24 protein-coding genes are annotated in these 19,771 nt (G+C 64.4%); 5 read left to right on the top strand and 19 right to left on the bottom strand.

Annotated elements, in window-relative coordinates; translation table 11 throughout:
* Nucleotides 1-69: 69 nt before the first annotated feature.
* The 11 genes from purL to purC form a co-directional block, all read right to left on the bottom strand.
* Entirely contained in the window at nt 70-2,304 is a 2,235-nt protein-coding gene (gene purL, locus K1177_RS08300; RefSeq protein ID WP_224702811.1) for a phosphoribosylformylglycinamidine synthase subunit PurL, read from the bottom strand.
* Nucleotides 2,304-2,906, bottom strand: a complete 603-nt coding sequence (locus tag K1177_RS08295; RefSeq protein WP_224702810.1) for a DJ-1/PfpI family protein — start codon at nt 2,904-2,906, stop codon at nt 2,304-2,306. The genes purL and K1177_RS08295 overlap by 1 nt, the downstream gene beginning before the upstream one ends.
* Nucleotides 2,899-3,540, bottom strand: coding sequence for a Pr6Pr family membrane protein (locus K1177_RS08290; protein ID WP_224702809.1), 642 nt, complete (start codon nt 3,538-3,540; stop codon nt 2,899-2,901). The genes K1177_RS08295 and K1177_RS08290 overlap by 8 nt, the downstream gene beginning before the upstream one ends.
* A gap of 1 nt (nt 3,541) precedes the next feature.
* Entirely contained in the window at nt 3,542-4,210 is a 669-nt protein-coding gene (gene purQ, locus K1177_RS08285) for a phosphoribosylformylglycinamidine synthase subunit PurQ (protein ID WP_224702808.1), read from the bottom strand.
* A gap of 109 nt (nt 4,211-4,319) precedes the next feature.
* Nucleotides 4,320-5,393 (bottom strand): acyltransferase family protein, encoded by a 1,074-nt coding sequence (locus K1177_RS08280; RefSeq protein WP_224702807.1) that lies wholly within the window; start codon nt 5,391-5,393, stop codon nt 4,320-4,322.
* 130 nt (nt 5,394-5,523) lie between these two features.
* The gene (locus tag K1177_RS08275; RefSeq protein ID WP_224702806.1) at nt 5,524-6,897 is read right to left on the bottom strand and encodes a hypothetical protein; all 1,374 of its coding nucleotides are present in this window, start codon (nt 6,895-6,897) and stop codon (nt 5,524-5,526) included.
* Nucleotides 6,875-8,359 carry an NAD(P)/FAD-dependent oxidoreductase gene (locus K1177_RS08270; RefSeq protein WP_224702805.1) on the bottom strand — a complete coding sequence of 495 codons (1,485 nt, stop codon included), beginning with the start codon at nt 8,357-8,359 and terminating at the stop codon, nt 6,875-6,877. The genes K1177_RS08275 and K1177_RS08270 overlap by 23 nt, the downstream gene beginning before the upstream one ends.
* Nucleotides 8,356-8,838 carry a GtrA family protein gene (locus tag K1177_RS08265; RefSeq protein WP_224702804.1) on the bottom strand — a complete coding sequence of 161 codons (483 nt, stop codon included), beginning with the start codon at nt 8,836-8,838 and terminating at the stop codon, nt 8,356-8,358. Before K1177_RS08265 ends, K1177_RS08270 begins: the two co-directional genes overlap by 4 nt.
* 102 nt (nt 8,839-8,940) lie before the next feature.
* Nucleotides 8,941-9,072: a hypothetical protein gene (locus K1177_RS18400; protein ID WP_263574792.1), complete on the bottom strand. Its 132-nt coding sequence runs from the start codon at nt 9,070-9,072 to the stop codon at nt 8,941-8,943.
* Between the two features lie 7 nt (nt 9,073-9,079).
* Nucleotides 9,080-9,322 (bottom strand): phosphoribosylformylglycinamidine synthase subunit PurS, encoded by a 243-nt coding sequence (gene purS, locus K1177_RS08260; RefSeq protein ID WP_224702803.1) that lies wholly within the window; start codon nt 9,320-9,322, stop codon nt 9,080-9,082.
* An 18-nt stretch (nt 9,323-9,340) separates the two neighbouring features.
* Nucleotides 9,341-10,105: a phosphoribosylaminoimidazolesuccinocarboxamide synthase gene (gene purC / locus K1177_RS08255; RefSeq protein WP_224702802.1), complete on the bottom strand. Its 765-nt coding sequence runs from the start codon at nt 10,103-10,105 to the stop codon at nt 9,341-9,343.
* Between the two features lie 227 nt (nt 10,106-10,332).
* On the opposite strand from purC, the gene K1177_RS08250 reads away from it, so the two are divergent.
* Together K1177_RS08250 and K1177_RS08245 are read left to right on the top strand one after the other, a co-directional pair.
* On the top strand, nt 10,333-10,656 hold the full coding sequence (locus tag K1177_RS08250) for a DUF1476 domain-containing protein (protein WP_224702801.1): 324 nt from the start codon (nt 10,333-10,335) through the stop codon (nt 10,654-10,656).
* Nucleotides 10,657-10,835: 179 nt separating this feature from the next.
* Nucleotides 10,836-11,432 carry a DoxX family protein gene (locus K1177_RS08245; protein WP_224702800.1) on the top strand — a complete coding sequence of 199 codons (597 nt, stop codon included), beginning with the start codon at nt 10,836-10,838 and terminating at the stop codon, nt 11,430-11,432.
* Nucleotides 11,433-11,521: 89 nt separating this feature from the next.
* On the opposite strand, the gene K1177_RS08240 is transcribed toward K1177_RS08245, so the two are convergent.
* From K1177_RS08240 to rpe, 6 genes are all read right to left on the bottom strand, one after another.
* Nucleotides 11,522-11,827, bottom strand: coding sequence for a DUF1344 domain-containing protein (locus K1177_RS08240; RefSeq protein ID WP_224702799.1), 306 nt, complete (start codon nt 11,825-11,827; stop codon nt 11,522-11,524).
* Between the two features lie 286 nt (nt 11,828-12,113).
* A complete protein-coding gene (locus tag K1177_RS08235) occupies nt 12,114-12,533 on the bottom strand; it encodes a GNAT family N-acetyltransferase (RefSeq protein ID WP_224702798.1) in 420 nt (139 codons plus the stop codon).
* On the bottom strand, nt 12,533-13,084 hold the full coding sequence (locus tag K1177_RS08230; RefSeq protein WP_224702797.1) for an RBBP9/YdeN family alpha/beta hydrolase: 552 nt from the start codon (nt 13,082-13,084) through the stop codon (nt 12,533-12,535). Before K1177_RS08230 ends, K1177_RS08235 begins: the two co-directional genes overlap by 1 nt.
* Entirely contained in the window at nt 13,081-13,491 is a 411-nt protein-coding gene (locus tag K1177_RS08225) for a GNAT family N-acetyltransferase (RefSeq protein ID WP_224702796.1), read from the bottom strand. The genes K1177_RS08230 and K1177_RS08225 overlap by 4 nt, the downstream gene beginning before the upstream one ends.
* A 3-nt stretch (nt 13,492-13,494) precedes the next feature.
* Nucleotides 13,495-14,826 carry an adenylosuccinate lyase gene (gene purB, locus K1177_RS08220; RefSeq protein ID WP_224702795.1) on the bottom strand — a complete coding sequence of 444 codons (1,332 nt, stop codon included), beginning with the start codon at nt 14,824-14,826 and terminating at the stop codon, nt 13,495-13,497.
* Nucleotides 14,827-14,856: 30 nt separating this feature from the next.
* Nucleotides 14,857-15,537, bottom strand: coding sequence for a ribulose-phosphate 3-epimerase (gene rpe, locus K1177_RS08215; RefSeq protein ID WP_224702794.1), 681 nt, complete (start codon nt 15,535-15,537; stop codon nt 14,857-14,859).
* A gap of 180 nt (nt 15,538-15,717) precedes the next feature.
* On the opposite strand from rpe, the gene K1177_RS08210 reads away from it, so the two are divergent.
* The 3 genes from K1177_RS08210 to K1177_RS08200 all read left to right on the top strand — a co-directional run bounded on the left by K1177_RS08210 (nt 15,718) and on the right by K1177_RS08200 (nt 18,107).
* Nucleotides 15,718-15,918, top strand: coding sequence for a hypothetical protein (locus K1177_RS08210; protein WP_224702793.1), 201 nt, complete (start codon nt 15,718-15,720; stop codon nt 15,916-15,918).
* A 99-nt stretch (nt 15,919-16,017) separates the two neighbouring features.
* Nucleotides 16,018-16,752, top strand: coding sequence for a cytochrome c biogenesis CcdA family protein (locus K1177_RS08205; RefSeq protein ID WP_224702792.1), 735 nt, complete (start codon nt 16,018-16,020; stop codon nt 16,750-16,752).
* 107 nt (nt 16,753-16,859) lie between these two features.
* Nucleotides 16,860-18,107 carry a GNAT family N-acetyltransferase gene (locus tag K1177_RS08200; RefSeq protein WP_224702791.1) on the top strand — a complete coding sequence of 416 codons (1,248 nt, stop codon included), beginning with the start codon at nt 16,860-16,862 and terminating at the stop codon, nt 18,105-18,107.
* Between the two features lie 3 nt (nt 18,108-18,110).
* Here K1177_RS08200 and radC read toward each other — a convergent pair whose 3' ends face one another.
* The gene (radC, locus tag K1177_RS08195; RefSeq protein ID WP_224702790.1) at nt 18,111-18,842 is read right to left on the bottom strand and encodes a RadC family protein; all 732 of its coding nucleotides are present in this window, start codon (nt 18,840-18,842) and stop codon (nt 18,111-18,113) included.
* Nucleotides 18,842-19,675, bottom strand: coding sequence for a type I methionyl aminopeptidase (gene map / locus K1177_RS08190; RefSeq protein WP_224702789.1), 834 nt, complete (start codon nt 19,673-19,675; stop codon nt 18,842-18,844). Before map ends, radC begins: the two co-directional genes overlap by 1 nt.
* Nucleotides 19,676-19,771: the final 96 nt, after the last annotated feature.

Genomic DNA, 19,771 nt, shown 5'->3' with positions numbered 1-19,771 from the left:
CTCCAGTCGTTTGCCGCTCCCCGGAATGAGAACACTCCAAAGAGCGGCGATCATAAGGCGGAAGCTGAACTATGCCGCCGCACCATCCATGTAGCTAGGGAACCAGCCCTCGTGGGCTGAGGTGAGGTCCTTGACCGGAACGGGGCGGCTGTCGCCCAGCACCAGTTCGGTGCCGCCGGTGGTGCCGATCCAGGCGCAGGCAATGCCCTTGTCCCGGGCCTCGTCCCACAGCGCCTTGATGGCATCGCCCTGCGGGTCGAGGTTGACGGTCAGCAGGTAGCGGCCCTGGTCCTCGCCGAAGAAGGTGAGGATGGGGTCGTGGCCCACAACGGCGGTCACCGTGGCGCCGATACCCGAGGCGATGGCCATTTCGGCCAGGCCGACGCCTAGGCCACCATCGGAGAGATCGTGGCAGGCGGTGACAACGCCCGAGCGGATGAGGCCGCGGACGAAATCGCCGGCCTTGCGCTCGGCGGCGAGGTCGACATGCGGCGCCGAGCCGTCGCGGCGGCCGAAGAGGTCGCGCAGGTAGATCGACTGACCCAGATGCGTGCCGCGTTCGGCCGGGCCGCCGATCAGCAGGATGGCCTGGTTCTCGTCGGCAAAGCCGATGCGGGCCATCTGCGTCCAGTCGGGCAGCAGGCCTACGCCACCAATGGTGGGGGTGGGCAGGATGCCGCGGCCGTTGGTCTCGTTGTAGAGGCTGACATTGCCCGAAACGATGGGGAAATCGAGCGCCTTGCAGGCCTCGCCGATGCCCTTGATGGCATGGACGAGCTGGCTCATGATTTCGGGGCGTTCGGGATTGCCGAAGTTGAGATTGTCTGTGGCGGCCAGCGGCTCGGCGCCGGTGGCGGTCAGGTTGCGCCAGGCTTCGGCCACGGCCTGCTTGCCGCCCTCGAAGGGGTCAGCCTCGCAATAGCGGGGGTTGACGTCCGAGGTGAAGGCCAGGCCCTTGCTGGGGTGGCCGTCGACGCGGATGACGCCGGCATCGCCGCCGGGGCGTTGCATGGAATTGCCCTGGATCAGGGTGTCATATTGCTCATAGACCCAGCGGCGCGAGCTGACCTGGTGGCTGCCCATCAGGCGGAGCAGGGCGTCGGCCACATCCATCTGCGGCACGTCGCCGGCAGCCAGCGGCGCTGCGGGCGCTGCCGGGGTCCAGGGGCGATCATATTCGGGGGCTTCGTCGCCCAGTTCCTTGATCGGCAGGTTGGCGACTTCATCGCCCTGGAACAGCACGCGGAAGCGCAGATCGTCCGTGGTCTTGCCGACGGTGGCGAAATCGAGCTCCCACTTCTCGAACACCGCGCGGGCGACCGCTTCCTTTTCGGGATGCAGCACCATGAGCATGCGCTCCTGGGATTCGCTCAGCATCATCTCATAGGCGGTCATCTGGGTTTCGCGGACCGGCACCTTGTCGAGGTCGAGCTCGATGCCGAGGTCACCCTTGGCGCCCATTTCGACGGCCGAGCAGGTCAGGCCTGCCGCGCCCATGTCCTGGATGGCGATGACGGCACCAGTGGCCATCAGTTCGAGGCAGGCCTCAAGCAGGCGCTTTTCGGTGAAGGGGTCGCCGACTTGGACGGTGGGGCGCTTCTCCTCGATGTCGTCGCCGAATTCGGCCGAGGCCATGGTGGCGCCGCCGACGCCGTCGCGGCCGGTCTTGGCGCCCAGATACACAACCGGCAGGCCGACGCCTTCGGCCTTGGAGTAGAAGATCTTGTCGGTGTCGGCCAAGCCCGCGGCAAAGGCATTGACCAGGATATTGCCATTGTAGCGCTCGTCGAACTCGACTTCGCCACCGACGGTGGGCACGCCGAAGGCATTGCCATAGCCGCCGATGCCGGCGACGACGCCGCTGACAAGATGACGGGTCTTTTCATGGTCCGGCGAGCCAAAGCGCAGCGCGTTCATCGCTGCCACGGGGCGGGCGCCCATGGTGAAGACGTCGCGCAGGATGCCGCCCATGCCGGTGCCGGCGCCCTGATAGGGCTCGATGAAGCTGGGGTGGTTGTGCGATTCCATCTTGAAGACGATGGCCTGGCCATCGCCGATGTCGACCACGCCGGCGTTCTCGCCCGGGCCCTGGATGACGCGCGGCCCGCTGGTGGGCAGGGTCTTGAGCCATTTCTTGGACGATTTGTAGGAGCAGTGCTCGTTCCACATCGCCGAGAAAATGCCCAGCTCGGTATAGGTGGGTTCACGCCCGATCAGATCGAGGATCTTCTGGTACTCGTCGGGCTTGAGGCCGTGGTCGGCGACGAGCTGGGGCGTAATCACGATATCGTTGGGGATGGTCATCAAACAGGGTTTCCGTAGGGCGGCTCTGGAAAATATTCCATGTGCGTCTGGGTCGAACGGGCCATGTCCTCGCCGAAGAGGTGGCCGAGCAGCCACAGGGACATGTCGATGCCGGCGGATACGCCGGCGGAGGTGACGACGTTGCCGTCGTGCACAAAGCGCTGGTTGAGAATATAGGTGTGTGGCGCATGGGCGCGCAGGAAGTCGAGCGCGCCACGATTGGTGGTGGCCTGGCGGCCTTCGAGGAAGCCGGCGCGCGCCAGAAGAGCCGAGCCGGTGCACACCGAGGTCTGCCACTTGGCAGCAGCCAGGTAGGCGCGGATCTCGTCGTTGAAGGCGTCATCCTGCGCCAGCACGCGGGTGCCGCGGCCGCCAGGAATCAGAACGACATCGGCCTCGGGCCGGTCGACCCAGGCGAAGTCCGCGGTGACGCGCAGGCCCTTGGCGCAGGTGATCTCGCGCTCGCGCCAGCCGACGGTGAAGACATCGATGGCGGCGCCCAGGGCGCGGGCCATGGTGAAAACCTCCCAGGGGCCAACGAAATCAAGCTCCTCCACATCGGGGAAGAGGATGATGGCCAGGGTCATGCGATGTTCAGTCATGGGCACCCCCTTGTTGGCGCGCAATCAGCTGATCGAGACCGATCACCAGAGCGAGCAGGCCTGCCAGCGCCAGCGTCATGCCGGCGGCGTTGAGCAGGACGCCAGCATAACCCAGCTTGACGGCGTTGAGGATGGGATAGGGATATTCCTGCACCCAGACGCCGCGTGCCATGACATAGGCGAAGTAGATCAGGGTCGGCACCAGCATGACCGGCAGCTGCGACCAGCGCATTTGACCGTGGCGCACGCCGGCCAGCCACCACATGAGATAGAGCAGCGGGCAGACATAGTGCAGCAGATTGTCGGCGACCAGGAACAGGCCGTCGAGCGCCGTCAGATAGCGCAGCACGAAGTAGACGTAGAGGCCGACCAGGGTGATGCAGGCGGCCATCATGCCGCGCAGCTGGGGCAGGCGGAACAGATCGAGCCCGCGCGCCGGCACGATTTCGGAGAGGTAAATCAGCACCAGCACGATATTGGTGAGGATGGTGTAATAGGCAAAGAACGTGCCCAGGGCGCCCGGAAGGTCGCGGCCGGCCGCCAGATAGGCGGGGATCGACAGGCAAAATTGCAGCACCAGCCCGCCAGCGCCACACAGCAGTCCCAAATGGGTGAGCAGGCGGCGCGGGTTCATCTCAGGCCGCGGCGCCCAGCAGCCCCGAGAACAGCGCTCGTCCGTCGTCGCCGCCATGGGCGGCCTCGATGAGGTTTTCCGGATGCGGCATCAGGCCGAGCACATTCTTGTTTTCGTTGAAGATGCCGGCGATGTCGTTGATCGAGCCATTGGGGTTGGTGCCCTCGGCATAGCGGAAGGCGACGCGACCATCGCCTTCGAGGCGGGCGAGCGTGTCGGCATCGGCGAAATAGTTGCCGTCATGGTGGGCGACGGGGCAGCGGATGATCTGCCCCTGCGTGTAGCCGCGGGTGAATTCGGTGGCGGCGTTGACGACCTCGAGCTTGACCTCGCGGCAGACGAATTTGAGCGAATTATTGCGCATCAGCGCGCCGGGCAGCAGGCCGGCTTCGATCAGGATCTGGAAGCCGTTGCAGACGCCCAGCACCTTGACGCCGGCAGCGGCACGGGCGCGCACGATGTCCATGATGGGCGAGCGCGCGGCAATGGCGCCGCAACGCAGATAGTCGCCATAGGAGAAGCCGCCGGGAATGACGATGAGATCGACATCGGGCACCGCGTCGTCCTGGTGCCAGACAATGGCCGGGGCGGTGCCGGACACCTTGGTCAGGGCCGCGATCATGTCGCGGTCACGGTTGAGTCCGGGGAACACGATGACGGCGGATTTCATCGGCTTGTCCTCGCTGATGTCGGGTGTTGCGAGGCTCTTTTGGTGAGTCTTGGCGCAAAAGGCAAGGGCCGAGATGGCCCTTTCCCGGCCTTGCGCCGCGTGAGCAGGATTACTCGGCGGCCGAGGGCACCGTGCCAGTGTGCGGACGGGCCGTGCCGGGCAGATGTGCCCAGTCCGGCCGCTCGAACAGGAAGCGACCGATGCCGGTGCGCTGCACCAGCCAATAGAGCACCAGCGGGGAGACAATGGCGATGACCATGATGGCCAGGGTCAGCACGGTAGGCTCGATCAAACCCAGCTTGATCAGCAGCGTGCGGGCGATGCCCATGGGCAATACAAAGGCGACATAGACCACCAGCGACTTGCTGCCCATCCAGCGCAGCCAATCCATGACGGGCAGGCGGGTGAGCAGGGCGGCAATGGTGCAGAGCGCCGCCGTGCCGATGAGGGCGAGCAGCAGATGCACGCCGGGCAGGCCGGCAAGACCCATCTGCGGGTGAATGGGGTGCATGGCAAAGCCAGGCGAGAAGACGAGCGCCGCATTGGCGGCGGCCCAGACGGCCAGGCCGATCACGGCCGGGAGGGGATGATAGATGGCCCAGCCGGCCAGGCGGAACAGCATCGGGGCCAGCACATAGCCGGCATAGAAGAAGACAAAATAGGCAGCGAACTGGTCGACGAGATAGCTGCCGGTGTGGACGGCGGACATCTGCAGGATCGCCCCCACGCCGAACACGGCCCAGACCGGGGCCTTGAGGCTGTGCATCAGCTTGGCGACGGCGCCGACCACGGCCAGCAGGTAGATGAACCAGAGCACGCCATAGGGTTGCACCACGGCCCAGGCGAGTTGCTCAAGCGCGCCGAGCGGATCGGCGAAGAGCAGGCCCACCTTGAACACGATGTGGATCACGGCCCAAAGGGCATAGAAATAGAGGTAGTGCACCACGCGACGGTCAGCGAAGGCTGGCCAGGGGCGGTCGATGACGCGGGACAGGAACAGGCCCGAGATCATGAAGAACTCGGGCATGCGGAAGGGGGTGGCAAAGGCAATGGCCCAGTGGAAGGCGCCGACACCGCCGGTATCCTCGCCCACGCTCGACGCGGCGTACATCATCACCACCAGAAAGATGGAAAGCCCCTTGGCCATGTCCACCCAGGCCATACGCTCGCGTTGATCGCTCATGATGCTGCACTCCCTGCACTCGGGCGTGAGCCTAGCTGGCCTTGCCTGCCATCTGGATAACGGGCCGCCGCAGAAAAGCGCGATCTCGGCCTATGGTAAGCGTCGGACTAATGGCGACATCGGGTTTGCGTCAGTCGATGCGATAGGCGGAGAGAGGGCCGTCATCGGCAATGACCGTGCTGGCCAGCCGGGACGGGTGGAGGCCAGCGGTCATGATCACTGACAGGGCGCGGGCACATTTGCCGCAGACCAGCCAATAGGGCGTGGGGGTGTTGGTCAGCACCGCATCGACCGCATATTCCTTGCGCTTGCGCCAATCGACCGGGCCGAGAAGCTCGCCATTGTTGCCGCTGATATAGGTGATCCCATGGATGGCGGCTGCAGTGGAGAGGTTGAAATCCTGCCAGCCGATGAGCTGGCGCGAAGGGTCAAAGCCGGGGCCGGCGTCAGCGGCGATCACCGCGTAGAGGTCAGGCTTGTTCCAGTTCGGATCGTTCAGACGGACGGTTGATACGATAACACCAGCTGCCAGTTGCGGCAGTAGCAGGACCACCAGCACCCAGCGGCGGGCCGCAGATCCAGCCAAGAGAAAGGCCATGACAGCCAGCATCATCATAAAGGCCGAGTGCCAGGGCGACTGGCCGTAAACCAGCGCGGAGCCAATCGCGAATGTGGTGGTGAGGGCGAGCAGGGACACCAGGGTGAACTTGTCGCGCCACAGGCCATAGCAGAGCAGGGCGATTGTCAGCACAGCAGCTGGCCAGATGCGCAATTCCGGCCAGGTCAGGGGCCAGGCCAGGTTGAAGCCGATCAGCTTGAGTGCACCTGTGCTCGCCGGGGCGCTTTCGGGGTTGCCCATGCCCGAGATCAGGGCGCTGATGCCAAACAGCATGCCGAGCAGGGCCGGGCCCACCAGGGCAGTGAGCCGGGTGCCGCGACGGAGCTGGTGCAGCAGCCAGAAACCGAACAGAAATCCGGCAAAGAAATGCAGCCCACAGGACAAGGCCATCACCCAGGTGGCCACCACCGGGCGGCCGTGGCGCTGCAGCAGCATGGCCACCAGCATGGCGGTGAGCACGAGGCCATAGGGGCGGAAGTTGTGGCCCCAGGATTGCGCCACGACATGGGAGAACAGCAGCACGATCAATAGCAGCAGTTCGCCCCGGAGCAGACGGGCGAGCAGGATCGCGTTGAGAATGGCGACGCCCGTCGACAAATAGCGCGCGTGGCTGAAATCGGTGACCAGCGAGAGCCCGCGCAACAGCCAGTACCACAGCGGAGGGTGCCCCTCGCCGGGTATGGCGAAGAACTCCATGGGCGTCGACAGGGCCTGCGCCCAAAGCCAGGCCTGTGCCTCATCGCGCCAGGGATCATGTGCGACGGCCAGCGCGATCTGCAGCACGATATAGCCCAGCACCACCACAATGGTGAGGATGCGGTCCGGTATGCTGATGCTCGTCGACGCGACCGCCGCCGGTGCCTCAGGCGATGCGGCGGGGGACAAGGCGTTCCTCGATGCTGGTCACGCCAGCATTGCCGCCCTCGTGATAGGCGGCGTCTTCGTTGACGCCCCAGACGTCGAAGGCCTTCCGACCGGCGAGGATATTCCGCGCCGTCAGCATGCCGGTCATCATGGCATGGTCCTGGTTGTTGTATTTGTGCATGCCGTTGCGGCCGGCCAGATGCAGGTTGGTGAACCGGGACTCGAGCCCTTCGGTGATGGTGTCGACATTGATCTTGTAGGTGTCGTCATAGACCGGATAGGCCTTGGGCTGGCGCACCACCGCGCCATCGATGATGTCTTCCGGCCGGGCAAGTCCCAGCTGGCCGATCTCGCGCTTGGCGCGGGCGATCAGGTCGGCATCGCTCATGTCCCAGGTTTCGTCGCCGGCATTGCAGAAATATTCCATGCCGTAACAGGCCGTGTCAGGATCAGGCACCATGTCGGGCGACCAAGACTTGAAGTTCTGGATGCGGCCGACTTTGACACTGGGGTCGTGGATATAGATCCAGTTGTCGTCAAAGCTCTCCTTGCCGCGCAGGATCAGCCCGACAATCAGGAAATCGCGGTAGCGCAGGCCGGCGCTGGCGGCGGCCACGGCCCGTTCGTCATCGACACCCAGCATGCGCACCAGTTCATTGATGGCGGCGGTGGAGACCAGATGGTCGGCGGTGACCTTGGTTTCCTTGCCCGCGGCATCGGTGACGATGGCCACCCATTTGCCGGTTTCGGCATGCTGGCTGATGGCGGTGATGGACGAGCCCATCATCACCTGGCCGCCCTGGGCAATGATCTTGTCGCGGGCGCGTTCCCACATCTGGCCGGGGCCGAGGCGGGGGTAGCGGAAGCTGTTGATCAGCGTCTTGATCACGCCTTCGCCCTCGGCGGGCCGTTTGCCCAGGCCCAGGCTCTGGATGATGGCGGTGTAGAGGTCGAGCCCCTTGATGCGCTGGGCGGCCCAATCGGCTGAAATATCAGCGCAATCCATGCCCCAGACCTTTTCGGTATAGGTCTTGAAGAAGATCTCGAACAGGCGCCGGCCGAACTTGTTGACCACCCATTGCTCGAAGCTGACGACGTTCTGATAGGGGCGGATGCGGGCCCAGCCATAGGACAGCACGCAGCGCAGCGCCTCGATCGGCCCCAACTTGGTCAGCGCATCGGCGGCGCGCAGCGGATAATCGAACAGCTTGCCATTGTAGTAGATGCGGCTCGAGCGCGGGCGGACCAGCAGCTCGTCGCCCATGATCTCGGTCCACCAGGCCTCGACCTCGGCACTCTTGGAAAAGAAGCGGTGGCCGCCTATGTCGAAGCGGTAGCCCTTGTAGTTCACCGTGCGGGAAATGCCGCCGACATAGACCGGGTCGCGCTCGACGATGGCGACGGATTGGCCGGACTTGGTCAGCTCATAGGCCGTGGTGAGGCCCGCCGGGCCCGCGCCGATGATCAGGGTCTGCACATTCATGGGCGCACCGCCGCCTTGCTGGAGAAAAGCGCCCTTATGCCCCCGGCAAAGGAGACATGCTTGTGCGCAAAGAAGGAATAGAGGGTCACCACGGCCACGGCGCCCAGATGGGCCAGGCGCTCGGGGGCGGCGTCGATGGGGAGTGTGCCCAACCAGCCAAAGAGGGGCAGGGCAAAAAGCCGGACAAGCGCAAAGGCAACCAGCAGGCGCAAGGCCAGGGTGCTCAGCGAGACCAGCACGAAGCTGACAATCTGCCGATGGGCGGCGCGGCCATGGGCGGCAAAGACGAACCGGCGGGACAGCAGGAAATTGACCGCCATGCCGGCCAGGGCGCCCAGCGCGATGATCCCGGCATAGGCGAGCGGGTTGGCAGCAAGGCTCAGGGCGAGCAACAGCTGCACAAGCGCCACGTCGACCACCGTGGCTGCGCCGGCCGACACCAGGTAACGTCCGAATGCGACCACAGGCAAAGCCAGCACCAGCTTGAATTCAAGATGGTGTGACGCTAGCCAAGCAAGGTTAACAAAGGATCATTCCGCTGAGAAATCAGCGTTATTTGGTGCTGATCGCGCCCTTGGGCGCTAGAGCGGAACCGAGGCGTAGGCCGCAAACAGCAGGCCGAGCGAAGCGATGAACATCACAGACAGCGAAATAATTTTGAGCATCGACAGGGGATCCAGCGCCAGTTCTCGGCGCGTCGAGAGTTGTCGCATTTAAGCGTTAATTTGAGATTTCGATCGCGTAGTTTTCGATCACGGTATTGGCCAGCAGCTTGTCGCACATGGCGGTCAGCTGGGCCCGTGCCGCTTCGGCATCGGTGCCGTCCAGGACCAGGTCAAAGACCTTGCCCTGGCGCACCGATTGCACGCCGGGAAAGCCCAGGCCACGCAGCGATCCTTCGATCGCCTGGCCCTGGGGGTCGAGAACGCCGGCCTTGAGGGTCACGGTGACACGGGCTTTCATGGACATCTCTCCGAAGGACTACTGAACCAGGCGCGGACCAGTGGTCAGCGCGTTTTCGGTTTCCACCAGGATACCCAGGCGCTGGGCGACTTCGCGGTAGTTCTCGATCAGGCCGCCAAGGTTTTCGCGGAAGCGATCCTTGTCCATCTTGTTGCGGGTCTTGACGTCCCACAGGCGGCAGCTGTCGGGGCTGATCTCGTCGGCCAGCACGATGCGCATCAGATCGCCTTCGTACAGGCGCCCGCATTCGATCTTGAAGTCGACCAGCTGGATGCCCACGCCCATGAACAGGCCGGTGAGGAAATCATTGACCCGGATGGCCAGGCTCATGATGTCGTCCAGCTCGGCCGGGGTGGCCCAGCCAAAGGCGGTGATGTGCTCTTCGCTGACCATGGGGTCATGCAGCGCATCGTCCTTGTAGCAGAATTCGATGATCGAGCGGGGCAGCTGGGTGCCGGGTTCGAGGCCCAGGCGCTTGACCAGCGAGCCAGCGGCGAAATTGCGCACGATGATCTCGAGCGGGATGATCTCGACTTCCTTGATCAGCTGCTCGCGCATGTTCATGCGGCGGATGAAGTGAGTCGGGATGCCCAGGCCGTTCAGCTTGGTGAACACGAACTCGGAAATCCGGTTGTTCAGCACGCCCTTGCCGTCGATGATTTCATGACGGGCGCCGTCGCCGGCGGTGGTGTCGTCCTTGAAATACTGAACCAGAGTGCCGGGCTCAGGACCTTCGAACAAGATCTTGGCCTTGCCCTCGTAGATTTTGCGTCGACGGTTCATTGCAAATCCGGAACGTTGGGGGTGAGGAATTTGGCCGCTTCATGCGCCAGAACCATGCAAAAAGGCAAGCGCTTTCGCATCTGGGCTGGGGATCATTGGCGCGGCATTTCCACAGGCGAGCATAAGGTCGCATCGCGCGGGAGCCCGTTGATTTGGCCAACTGAACCGCCTATGTCGGTGGGCAAGCGCCGCAGAGGCGGCCGCGCAGAGCCAAGCGGGAGAGTTGCATGAGCCAGTTTGAAGATCGCCAGAAGGGGCAAGAGGCCAAGTTTGCCTTTGACGCTGAGACCCGGTTCAAGGCGGAAGCCCGCCGCAACAAGCTGCTGGGCATCTGGGCCGCAGAGCTGATGAGCCTGTCGGGCGACGAGGCCAAGGCCTATGCCGCCGATGTGGTGGCAGCCGATTTCGAGGAAGCCGGCGACGAGGACGTGTTCCGCAAGGTTTCGGGCGACCTCAAGGCCAAGGGGCTGAGCATTGGCGACGATGTGATTCGCACCAAGATGGCGCAGCTCAAGCTGGTCGCCAACGAGCAGATCGCCAACGAAGGCTGAGCCTCGGACATTGCCAGAATTTGGAGGGAGCGGGCCTGGCCCGCTCCCTTTTTTCGTCGGCTTTGGCCGCTGCAGTCGTCCGATCCGGCTGAATATTTTGTTTATTGTCAGTTGTTTGACCCAGCGCAAGGTCTGGGCGCTTGGGTCGTGCAGACTGAGGGGCAGCAAGGAGACCTCTCATGAGCAGCATGACTGACTACACTAGTGCAGACACACGCAGGCCGACGACGCGGCTGGGCATCCCTGTGCTCGGCACCTTCTATGGCCGCTTTGCCCAACCCTTTGCCTGGGTCGCGCTGCGCCTGGCCGTGGGCGCCGTGCTGGCCTATGAGGGCTGGGTAAAGATGGGCAATCCCATGGCCATGGCCGGGTTTGTCGAAAGCCTCAGCTTTTATCCGGGATGGTTCTGGTCGCCGCTCCTGGCGCTGGTCAATCTGGTGGGCGGGCTATGCATCATGGCGGGCCTGCTGACCCGGCCGTGGGCCCTGGCCAATACGGTGATGCTCGGCGTCACCCTGTGGTTTCACTACACCCACCCCTATGGCCCGAGCTTTCTGACCGAGGCGGGCATGGCCCTGCTCGCATCGCCCGAGGGTGCCCAGTACTTCACCGCTGATGCGCTGCGCCGGCTGGCCGATGGTGGCACCGGCTTCCTCGCCCAGGTGCAGGACAAGGCGATCTTTGCCTCGCTGTTCTGGACCGGTGCCGTGGGTATCTTTGCCGCCTTTGGCGGTGGCGCCTGGTCGGTCGACCGTCGACTTGGCTGGGAACTCTAGCCGGCGGACGCAGAGCCGGGTGTTCGGCTGCGCCAAGCCAATTGAGGAGGGAGCCGGCGCGGTGCGCCGGCTCCCCTTTTTGCTGAGGGTCAGCCCAGCGTGACGCTCGTCGCGTCGAGCTTGGTGCCATTCTGCTGCCACTGCACAGTCACCTTGGAGCCGACCTTGATGCCGGGATCCTTGAAGGTGGCGGGGAGGGTGTAGACCTTGCCGTCGGCCAGGGTCAGCATGTGGGTCTTGGCGTCGAACGCCTTGACCACGCCGGACGCCGACATCTGTGCTGAAGCGGTCGCGGCCGGCTTGACGGCGGCAGCCGGTGTGGTGGACGCCGCAAAGGCGCCGACGGGGGCAGCAACGAGCAGGGTTACGAGGGCGGATGCAACAAGTTTGCGCATGATGAAAGTCCACTAGACGATTGGGCGTAGCGCCCGTCTTGTGCCGGTTTTCAGGCTCCGTCGCGTCGCAGGTGCTTGTGTGTCCTGCCGGCGTTTCCAAACCAGCGAGGAGAGGATTAGGCCCGCGCCGCCGCCATCTCAACTTACTTAAATGTATGCCGGCAGGCCCCAGATGTAAGCCAATCCATCGCAAATCGGCCACGATCTGGCCCGGTGTGGCGGCCTGGTGGCAGCGGTCTGGCGAGGGATGGAACATCGGGCCGCCAGGGGGCGGCGCAGGGAAGATTCAGGTCGGACGCGTCACCCGCATCGCCATGCCGATCGAGGCCGGCATCACCGGTTCAAAGCCATATTTGGCATAGAGGTGGCGCGCATCGCCATCGGCGATCAGGCTCACATAGGCGCCCGCGGGCGCATGCTCATTCAGATGATCCATCAGCGCCGCCATGATGGCCTTGCCCAGGCCCTTGCCGTGGTGGGCGGGTTCCAGCGCAATATCGACGATCTGGAAGGCCGTGCCGCCGTCGCCGATGATCCGGCCCATGCCGATGGCCCGCCCCTCATACATTACCGTGACGCCATGCCAGGTGTTGGGCAGGCCGGGGGCGGCCTGTTCGACGGTCTTGGGGCTGAGGCCCGCGGCGATGCGCAGGCGCAGATAGTCATCGAGCGCCGGTGCGCCTGCCTCAATGGTATAGCCGTCCATCACAGCCGCTGCATCAGCCGGGTGAACATCAGCAGGCCCTCGGGCCAGGGGCCGTGGCCAGAGGCCACGTTTATATGGCCGGCATCGCCTGCCTGATGGAAGTCGGAGCCCCAGGCACCGGCAAAATCGGCCGCGCTTTCCAGCCCGCAATAGGGATCGGTGTCCGAGACGACCAAGAGGGACGGAAAGGGCAGCGGATCGCGTGGCACATTGCCGAAGGCCTTGGCCTCGGCAGGGACATCTGGATTGCCTTCGATGTCCGGCGGGGAGACCAGCAGCGCCCCTTTCACCTTGCCCTCGGCAAAGCGCGGCGCCGCCTGCACCAGGGCGATACAGGCCAGCGAATGGGCGACCAGCACCACGGGGCGCTCGGCCAGTTCCACCGCCTTGACGATGGTGTCGGTCCAGTCGTCCGGGTCGGGTTCGTCCCAATCGGCCTGTTCGACAATGGCGGCCGTGCTCATGCGCTCGGCCCAGCGGACCTGCCAATGGCCGGGGCCGGAATTGCCCAGGCCGGGCAGGATGAGGATATCGGCGTCAGCGAGCTTCATGAACGATCGGTCCTTGGACGCATGAAGGCAGCCATGGGCTCCACCATGCCAATGTGGCGATAAAAGCCCTCGGCGTTCGGCTTGGACAGCAGCACGATGCTGACCTTGGGCCCCAAGAGCGCGGCGGCCGTGTCGAGCAGGGTTTGGCCGATGTGCTTGCCCTGATGCCCCTCAACGACCGCCAGGTCGATACAATAACAGACCCAGTGCCAGTCGGTCACGGCGCGGAAGAGGCCCAGCAGGCTGCCGTCCGCGTCGCGGGCAGTGACGACCAGGTCGGCATTGTCGAGCATGGCCTGGATGCGGTCGGTATTGGCCAGGGGGCGGCCCTGGCCAAGAGAGGTTGCGCCCACGCAGGCAATGTAGTCGGCAGCGGTGAGGCCGTCTTCGCGGGCGTAGGTGATCATGCTCTAGGCGCCGAACACCCGGCGGAAGATCGTGTCGACATGCTTGAGGTGATAGGCGTCATCGAACATGTCGTCGATTTGCGCATCGCTCAGAGTCACTTGCGGGTCTTCCTTGAGGTTGCGCGCGAACTGGCCGGCGCGGTCACCCTGCATGGCCCAGACCTTCATGGCATTGCGCTGCACGGCCGCATAGCTGTCCTCGCGGGAATAGCCGGCCTGGGTGAGGGCCAGCAGCACGCGCTGGGAATTGTGCAGGCCGCCGAGCAGATCGAGGTTTTTGCGCATGTTCTCGGGATAGACCACAAGCTTGTCGATGACGCCGGTGAGGCGGGCGAGAGCGAAATCGAGGGTGACGGTGGCGTCGGGCCCGATCATGCGTTCGACCGAGGAGTGCGAGATGTCGCGTTCGTGCCAGAGGGCGACGTTTTCCAGCGCCGGGGTCACCATGCCGCGCACGAGGCGGGCGAGGCCCGTGAGGTTTTCGGTCAGCACCGGGTTGCGCTTGTGCGGCATGGCCGAGCTGCCCTTCTGGCCGGGGGAGAAGAATTCCTCGGCTTCGAGCACTTCGGTGCGCTGCAGATGGCGGATCTCGATGGCAACGCGTTCGATGGAGCTGGCGACAACGCCCAGCGTCGCAAAAAACATGGCGTGGCGATCCCTGGGAATCACCTGGGTGGAGACGGGCTCGATGGCCAGGCCCAGCTTTTCGGCGACATATTCCTCGACCTGCGGGTCGATATTGGCGAACGAGCCAATGGCGCCGGAAATGGCGGCGGTGGCGATCTCGGCGCGGGCGGCGACAAGGCGCGCGCGGTTGCGGCTGAACTCGGCATAGGCTTCGGCCAGCTTGACGCCAAAGGTGGTGGGCTCGGCATGGATGCCGTGGCTGCGGCCGATGGTGATGGTGTCCTTGTGCTCATAGGCGCGGCGCTTGAGCGCGGCGAGCAGGGCATCGCAATCGGCAATCAGCAGGTCCGCGGCGCGGGCAAGCTGCACCGAGAGCGTGGTGTCCAGAATATCCGAAGACGTCATGCCCTGGTGCACGAAGCGGGCGTCGGGGCCGACGATTTCGCTAAGGTGGGTCAAAAAGGCGATGACGTCATGCTTGGTGGTGCGCTCGATCTCGTCGATGCGGGCGACGTCAAAGCCATAGTCGCCATGCTCAGCCTTGCGGGCATTCATGACGTCCCAGATGTTCTGCGCTGATTCCTTGGGCACCACGCCCAGTTCGGCCAGCTTGGTGGTGGCATGCGCCTCGATCTCGAACCAGATGGCGAACCGGGTCTCGGCCGACCAGATGGAGACCATTTCGGGGCGGGAGTAGCGCGGGATCATGGGGTTAGGCTTTCCGGTTCAGAAGGTGATTCAGGCGGTGCGGCTGGTAGCGGCGGCGCGGATAGCGGCGATGCGGGGAGCATAGGTAGTCGGATCATTGCCGCCATAGACGGAGGAGCCGGCGACAAACACATTGGCGCCCGCGTCAGCAACGGCGCGGGCATTGTCGGGCGTGATGCCGCCATCGACTTCGAGGTCGATGGGGCGGTTGCCGATCAGCGCATGGGCCTGGCGCAGCTTGTTCAGACTCTCGGGGATGAAGCTCTGGCCGCCAAAGCCGGGATTGACCGACATGACCAGCACCAGATCGACATCGGCGATGACGTGTTCGAGCACAGAGATGGGCGTGGCCGGGTTGATGGCGACGCCGGCCTTCTTGCCCTCGGCCTTGATGAGCTGGAGCGAGCGGTGCAGATGCGGGCCGGCCTCGGCATGAACGGTGATGATGTCGGCGCCCGCCTTGGCAAAGCCGGGGATATAGGGATCGGCGGGGGCGATCATCAGATGCACGTCAAAGGGCAGGGTGGTCAGCTTGCGCACCGAGGCCATGACCTGGGCGCCAAAGGTGATGTTGGGCACGAAGTGGCCATCCATGATGTCGACATGGATATAGTCGGCGCCGCCCTGAACGATGGCCTCGACCTCGGCGCCCAGGCGCGCGAAATCGGCCGACAGGATCGAGGGGGCAATGCGGATGGGACGGGACGTCATGGACTGGCACCTCAGCCGGGAGGGGTATGGCTGCTATAGGGCGGGACGGGGCCCCAGGGCAAGGGCGCTTGCCAGGGTGAATGACCAAGATTCCCCTGTGGCATAAACCATAGGGGCAGGTGAGGCGGGACATCAGTCACCCGATGCGTTAACACTTTGTCAACCATTGCGGAGGTTGGCATGCGCGTCCCATCGATCGGCGTGACACTCGAAGAACGGCGGTTCATCCGCGAGATCGTGCGCGAGGGCTACGTCGTGGCCGAGCGCATGATGGCTCGCTACCAGGACCCGGCGCCGGGCATGTTGATGCAGATCGCCCATTTGGGCCAGTCGGGCTGGGCGCGGTTGCGGGGTCTCGTGCGCGTCGACGCGCGGGGCTGACGGAGGGCCTCGGACCTCACAAATCTGCGATAGGCGTTCGGTCGCATTGCTTTGCAGGGATTGTGCGCTAGAACAGCCCGGCAACGGGAGCGTACGGGTTTGGAATTCTCACTGCCACTGGTGTTCGGCGCAGGCGTGCTGAGCTTCCTCAGTCCCTGCGTGCTGCCGTTGGTGCCGCCCTACCTCACCTATATGAGCGGCGCGAGCTTTGACCAGTTGCGCGAGGAGGGCACGACAGCCGGGGCCTTGCAGCGCCGAGTCGCCTTTACTTCGCTGTTCTTCATCCTGGGCTTCACCGTGGTGTTCGTGGCGCTCGGCGCGACGGCGACGGCATTTGGCCAGGCATTCCGGCAGGCGCTGCCGATCCTGACCCCGATTGCGGGTCTGCTGATCATCGCCATGGGGCTCCACTTCATCGGCGTCTATCGCATTGCCCTGCTCGACCGGCAGATTCGCCATCAGGGGCCGGGGGTCGCCAGCGGCCCGCTGGGTGGGTTCCTGCTCGGCCTGGCCTTTGCCATCGGCTGGACGCCCTGCATAGGCCCGGTGCTGGCAGCGGTTCTGTCCGTGGCGGCCAGCAAGGGTACCGCCTGGGAAGGCGCCGGCCTGCTGGGGCTCTATTCGCTGGGGCTGGGCGTGCCGTTCTTCCTGGCGGGTATCGCCATCGGCCCGTTCCTGGCGTTCTTCCAGGGCTTCAAGAAACACCTCCATACGGTCGAACGGGTGATGGGTGTGCTGCTGGTGATTACGGGCCTGCTGTTCCTCACTGGCAACTTCACCCGGCTATCCTACTGGTTCCTTGAGACCTTTCCGGCGCTGGCCAATTTCGGCTAGGTCGGTAAGACGCGCTTAACCCTTGTGGGCAAAGCAAATCTTGTCACATTGTCGTGTTCAGGTCTGGTTTACAGGTCGGGGTCATAGTGCCTGCGACCGAGGAAACCATGCAGATTGCACTGAACCACAAACGTCCCGATGAAAGCCGGGATGCCCAGGCCCTGACGGCACACCCCGCCGCGGCGCTGCGCATTGTGGTCCAGGTGCGCGACAATATTGCCGATGTCGAGGCCGTCTGGCGCACATTGACCGCCGGTGCCATCGAGTCTCCCGGTCAAAGCTATGATTTCATTGCCGCCTGGGTGCGGGACCGCAAGGTGCCCGGCAGCCAGCAGCGCTATGTGGTGGGCATGGTCGATGACGTGCCGGTGGCGCTGCTGCCGCTGCATCGCAAGCGCGTTTATGGCCTGCCCATATTCACCTGGTTCCCCGGGGCTCATGCCGGCTGCTATGCGCCGGTGGCCGATTATGCGCGCCTGGCGGCGCTGGGGCCCGATGGTCGCCGTGCGCTGTGGTCGGCCATGACGGGCGCGCTCAGCGGTGGCGACGTGGTCTATCTGCGCTCCATGCCGTCCGAGGTCGGCGGGCATGAGGGTGTGTTCGACGAACTGGGCACCACTCTGGCGGTGGAGACGCTCTATCGCTCGCAATATTCCAGCTGGGAAGAATGCGACCGGCTGCAGCGCAACAAGTCGCGCCGCAAGCATGACCGGCAGCAGGGCGACCGGCTCAATGCCATGGGCGAGGTCAGCTTTGAGGAGATCCGCGCCGGCGGGGATACCGAGGCGGCGATTGCCACCATGTTCATGCAGCGTTCGGCGCGCTTTCTGGCGATGGGCATCCGCGACACCTTCGTGCTCGACGGCCTGATCGACTTCTACCAGGATTTGGCGCGGGCCAGCTCGGGCGCCGATGTGCGGCTGCATGTGCTGCGGCTGGACGGCGCCATTGTCGCGGTGCGCTACAACATCGTCCATGGCGACCGGATGTTCTGCCTGATCTCCTCGATGAGCGATGATCCGGCCATCCAGAACGGATCGCCCGGCAAGCAATGCCTTCTGCGCGTCATGCAGACCGTGTTCGACCAGGGTATCCGCGTGTTCGACATGGGCAGCGGCTATACCGACGAGAAGCGGCACTGGTGCAATGTGCAGTTGCCGCTCCACCAGCACTATGTCGGCTTGACCCCGCAGGGGCAGGTGATCGTGGCGGCGCACCAGGCCTTCCAGCGCACGCGCGCGCGCATCAAGGCCAATCCGCAGCTGAAATCGGCCGTCCGCTCGCTGCGTCAGCTGATCGATCGCGTGACCCGCCGCGGCGGCACGCCGACGCCCCCCCCTGCGACGGCCGAGTAAACCTCAGATCAGCTTGAGCGCCCGCAGCGATGTGTGGCTGGATTTGCCGATGATGATGTGGTCATGCAGGGTTATGCCCAGCGGCTTGGCCACGTCGGCGATTTCGCGGGTCATCCGCACATCGGCGGAGGAGGGGGCAGGGTCCCCCGAAGGGTGGTTGTGCACCAGGATCAGCGCCGTGGCGGACAGCTCCAGCGTGCGCCGGATCACCTCGCGGGGATAGACCGGGGTGTGGTCCACCGTGCCGGTCTGCTGCACCTCGTCGGCAATCAACCGGTTTTTCTTGTCGAGGAAGAGAATGCGGAACTGCTCGATGGACTGATAGGCCATCTGGCTGTTGCAGTACTCGATCAACTGGCTCCACGACGACAGGATCGGCTGCTGGGAATCGATGCGGTCGCGCCCGAAGCGGGCAGCCACGGCCTGGATCACCTTGAGATGGGCGATGGTGGTGTCGCCCAGGCCCTTGATCTGGCTCAGCCGCGCCTGGCTGGCGTTGAACACGCCCGAAAATGACCCGAACTCGCGCAGCAAGGTCTTGGCCAGCGCCTTGGTATCCTTGCGCGGGATGATCAGCTGCAGCGCCAGCTCGAGCAGCTCATAGTCTTCCAGCGCATCGCCGCCGACCTTGAGGAAGCGGTCGCGCACGCGTTTGCGATGTCCGGCATGGTCATCGGCTTCCGCCGATGCGGGGGTAAATCCGGCCTCGTCGAATGCGTCGGGCCGGTTTGCCATCAGTCCGCCTTGGGAGCCATGGGGTTGAAGATGCCGCCCGGGGAGATGGTGAAAATCTCGCAGCCGGTCTCGGTGATGGCGATGGAGTGCTCGCACTGCGCCGAGAGCGTGCGGTCGCGGGTGACCGCGGTCCAGCCATCGGAGAGGATTTTCACATCCGGCCGGCCCAGATTGATCATCGGCTCGATGGTGAAGATCATGCCGGGCTTGAGCGGCACGCCGGTGCCGGGGCGGCCGAAATGCAGGATATTGGGCTCGTCGTGGAAAAGCTTGCCCACGCCATGGCCGACAAAGTCGCGCACCACGCTCATGCGCTCGGCCTCGGCCAGGGTCTGGATGGCGGCGCCGATGTCGCCGGTGGTATTGCCCGGCTTGGCGGCGGCCAGACCGGCTTCGAGGCTGGCATAGGTCACCTCGATCAGCCGCTCGGCCTTGCGGGAGATTTCGCCGACCGGATACATGCGGCTGGAATCGCCATGCCAGCCATCGACCACCAGGGTCAGGTCGATATTGACTATATCGCCCTCGCGCAGCGCGCGATCATCAGGAATGCCGTGGCAGACCACATGGTTGATCGAGGTGCAGAGCGAGTGCTTGAAGCCCTTGTAGAAGATCGTCGCCGGCACGGCGCCGTTGTCGCGGGCAAATTCATAGGCGATCTTGTCGAGCGTAATGGTGGGCACGCCCGGCTCGACATATTCGGTCAGGATATCGAGCGCCTGGGCGGTCAGCGCGCCGGCCTTGCGCATGCCGGCAAAGCCCTCTTCGCCATGCAGCGGGATGACGCCGGCGGTACGGCGCGCTTTGGCAGGGGCCTCGACAAAGGTAATCATCAGTCACTCCGGTTATCCCGGGGAAAATAGGCCGGTCGCCGCCCGATTGGAAGGGCAGGCGATGCGCTTGACGCGCTTATCGCACAGGGGCATGTC

It is taken from the genome of Devosia aquimaris (genome assembly GCF_020169335.1).
In the GTDB taxonomy this organism is placed as follows: Bacteria; Pseudomonadota; Alphaproteobacteria; order Rhizobiales; family Devosiaceae; genus Devosia; species Devosia aquimaris.
The sequence above is the reverse complement of the archived record's forward strand: the minus strand, read 5'-3'. Positions and strand labels throughout refer to the sequence as shown.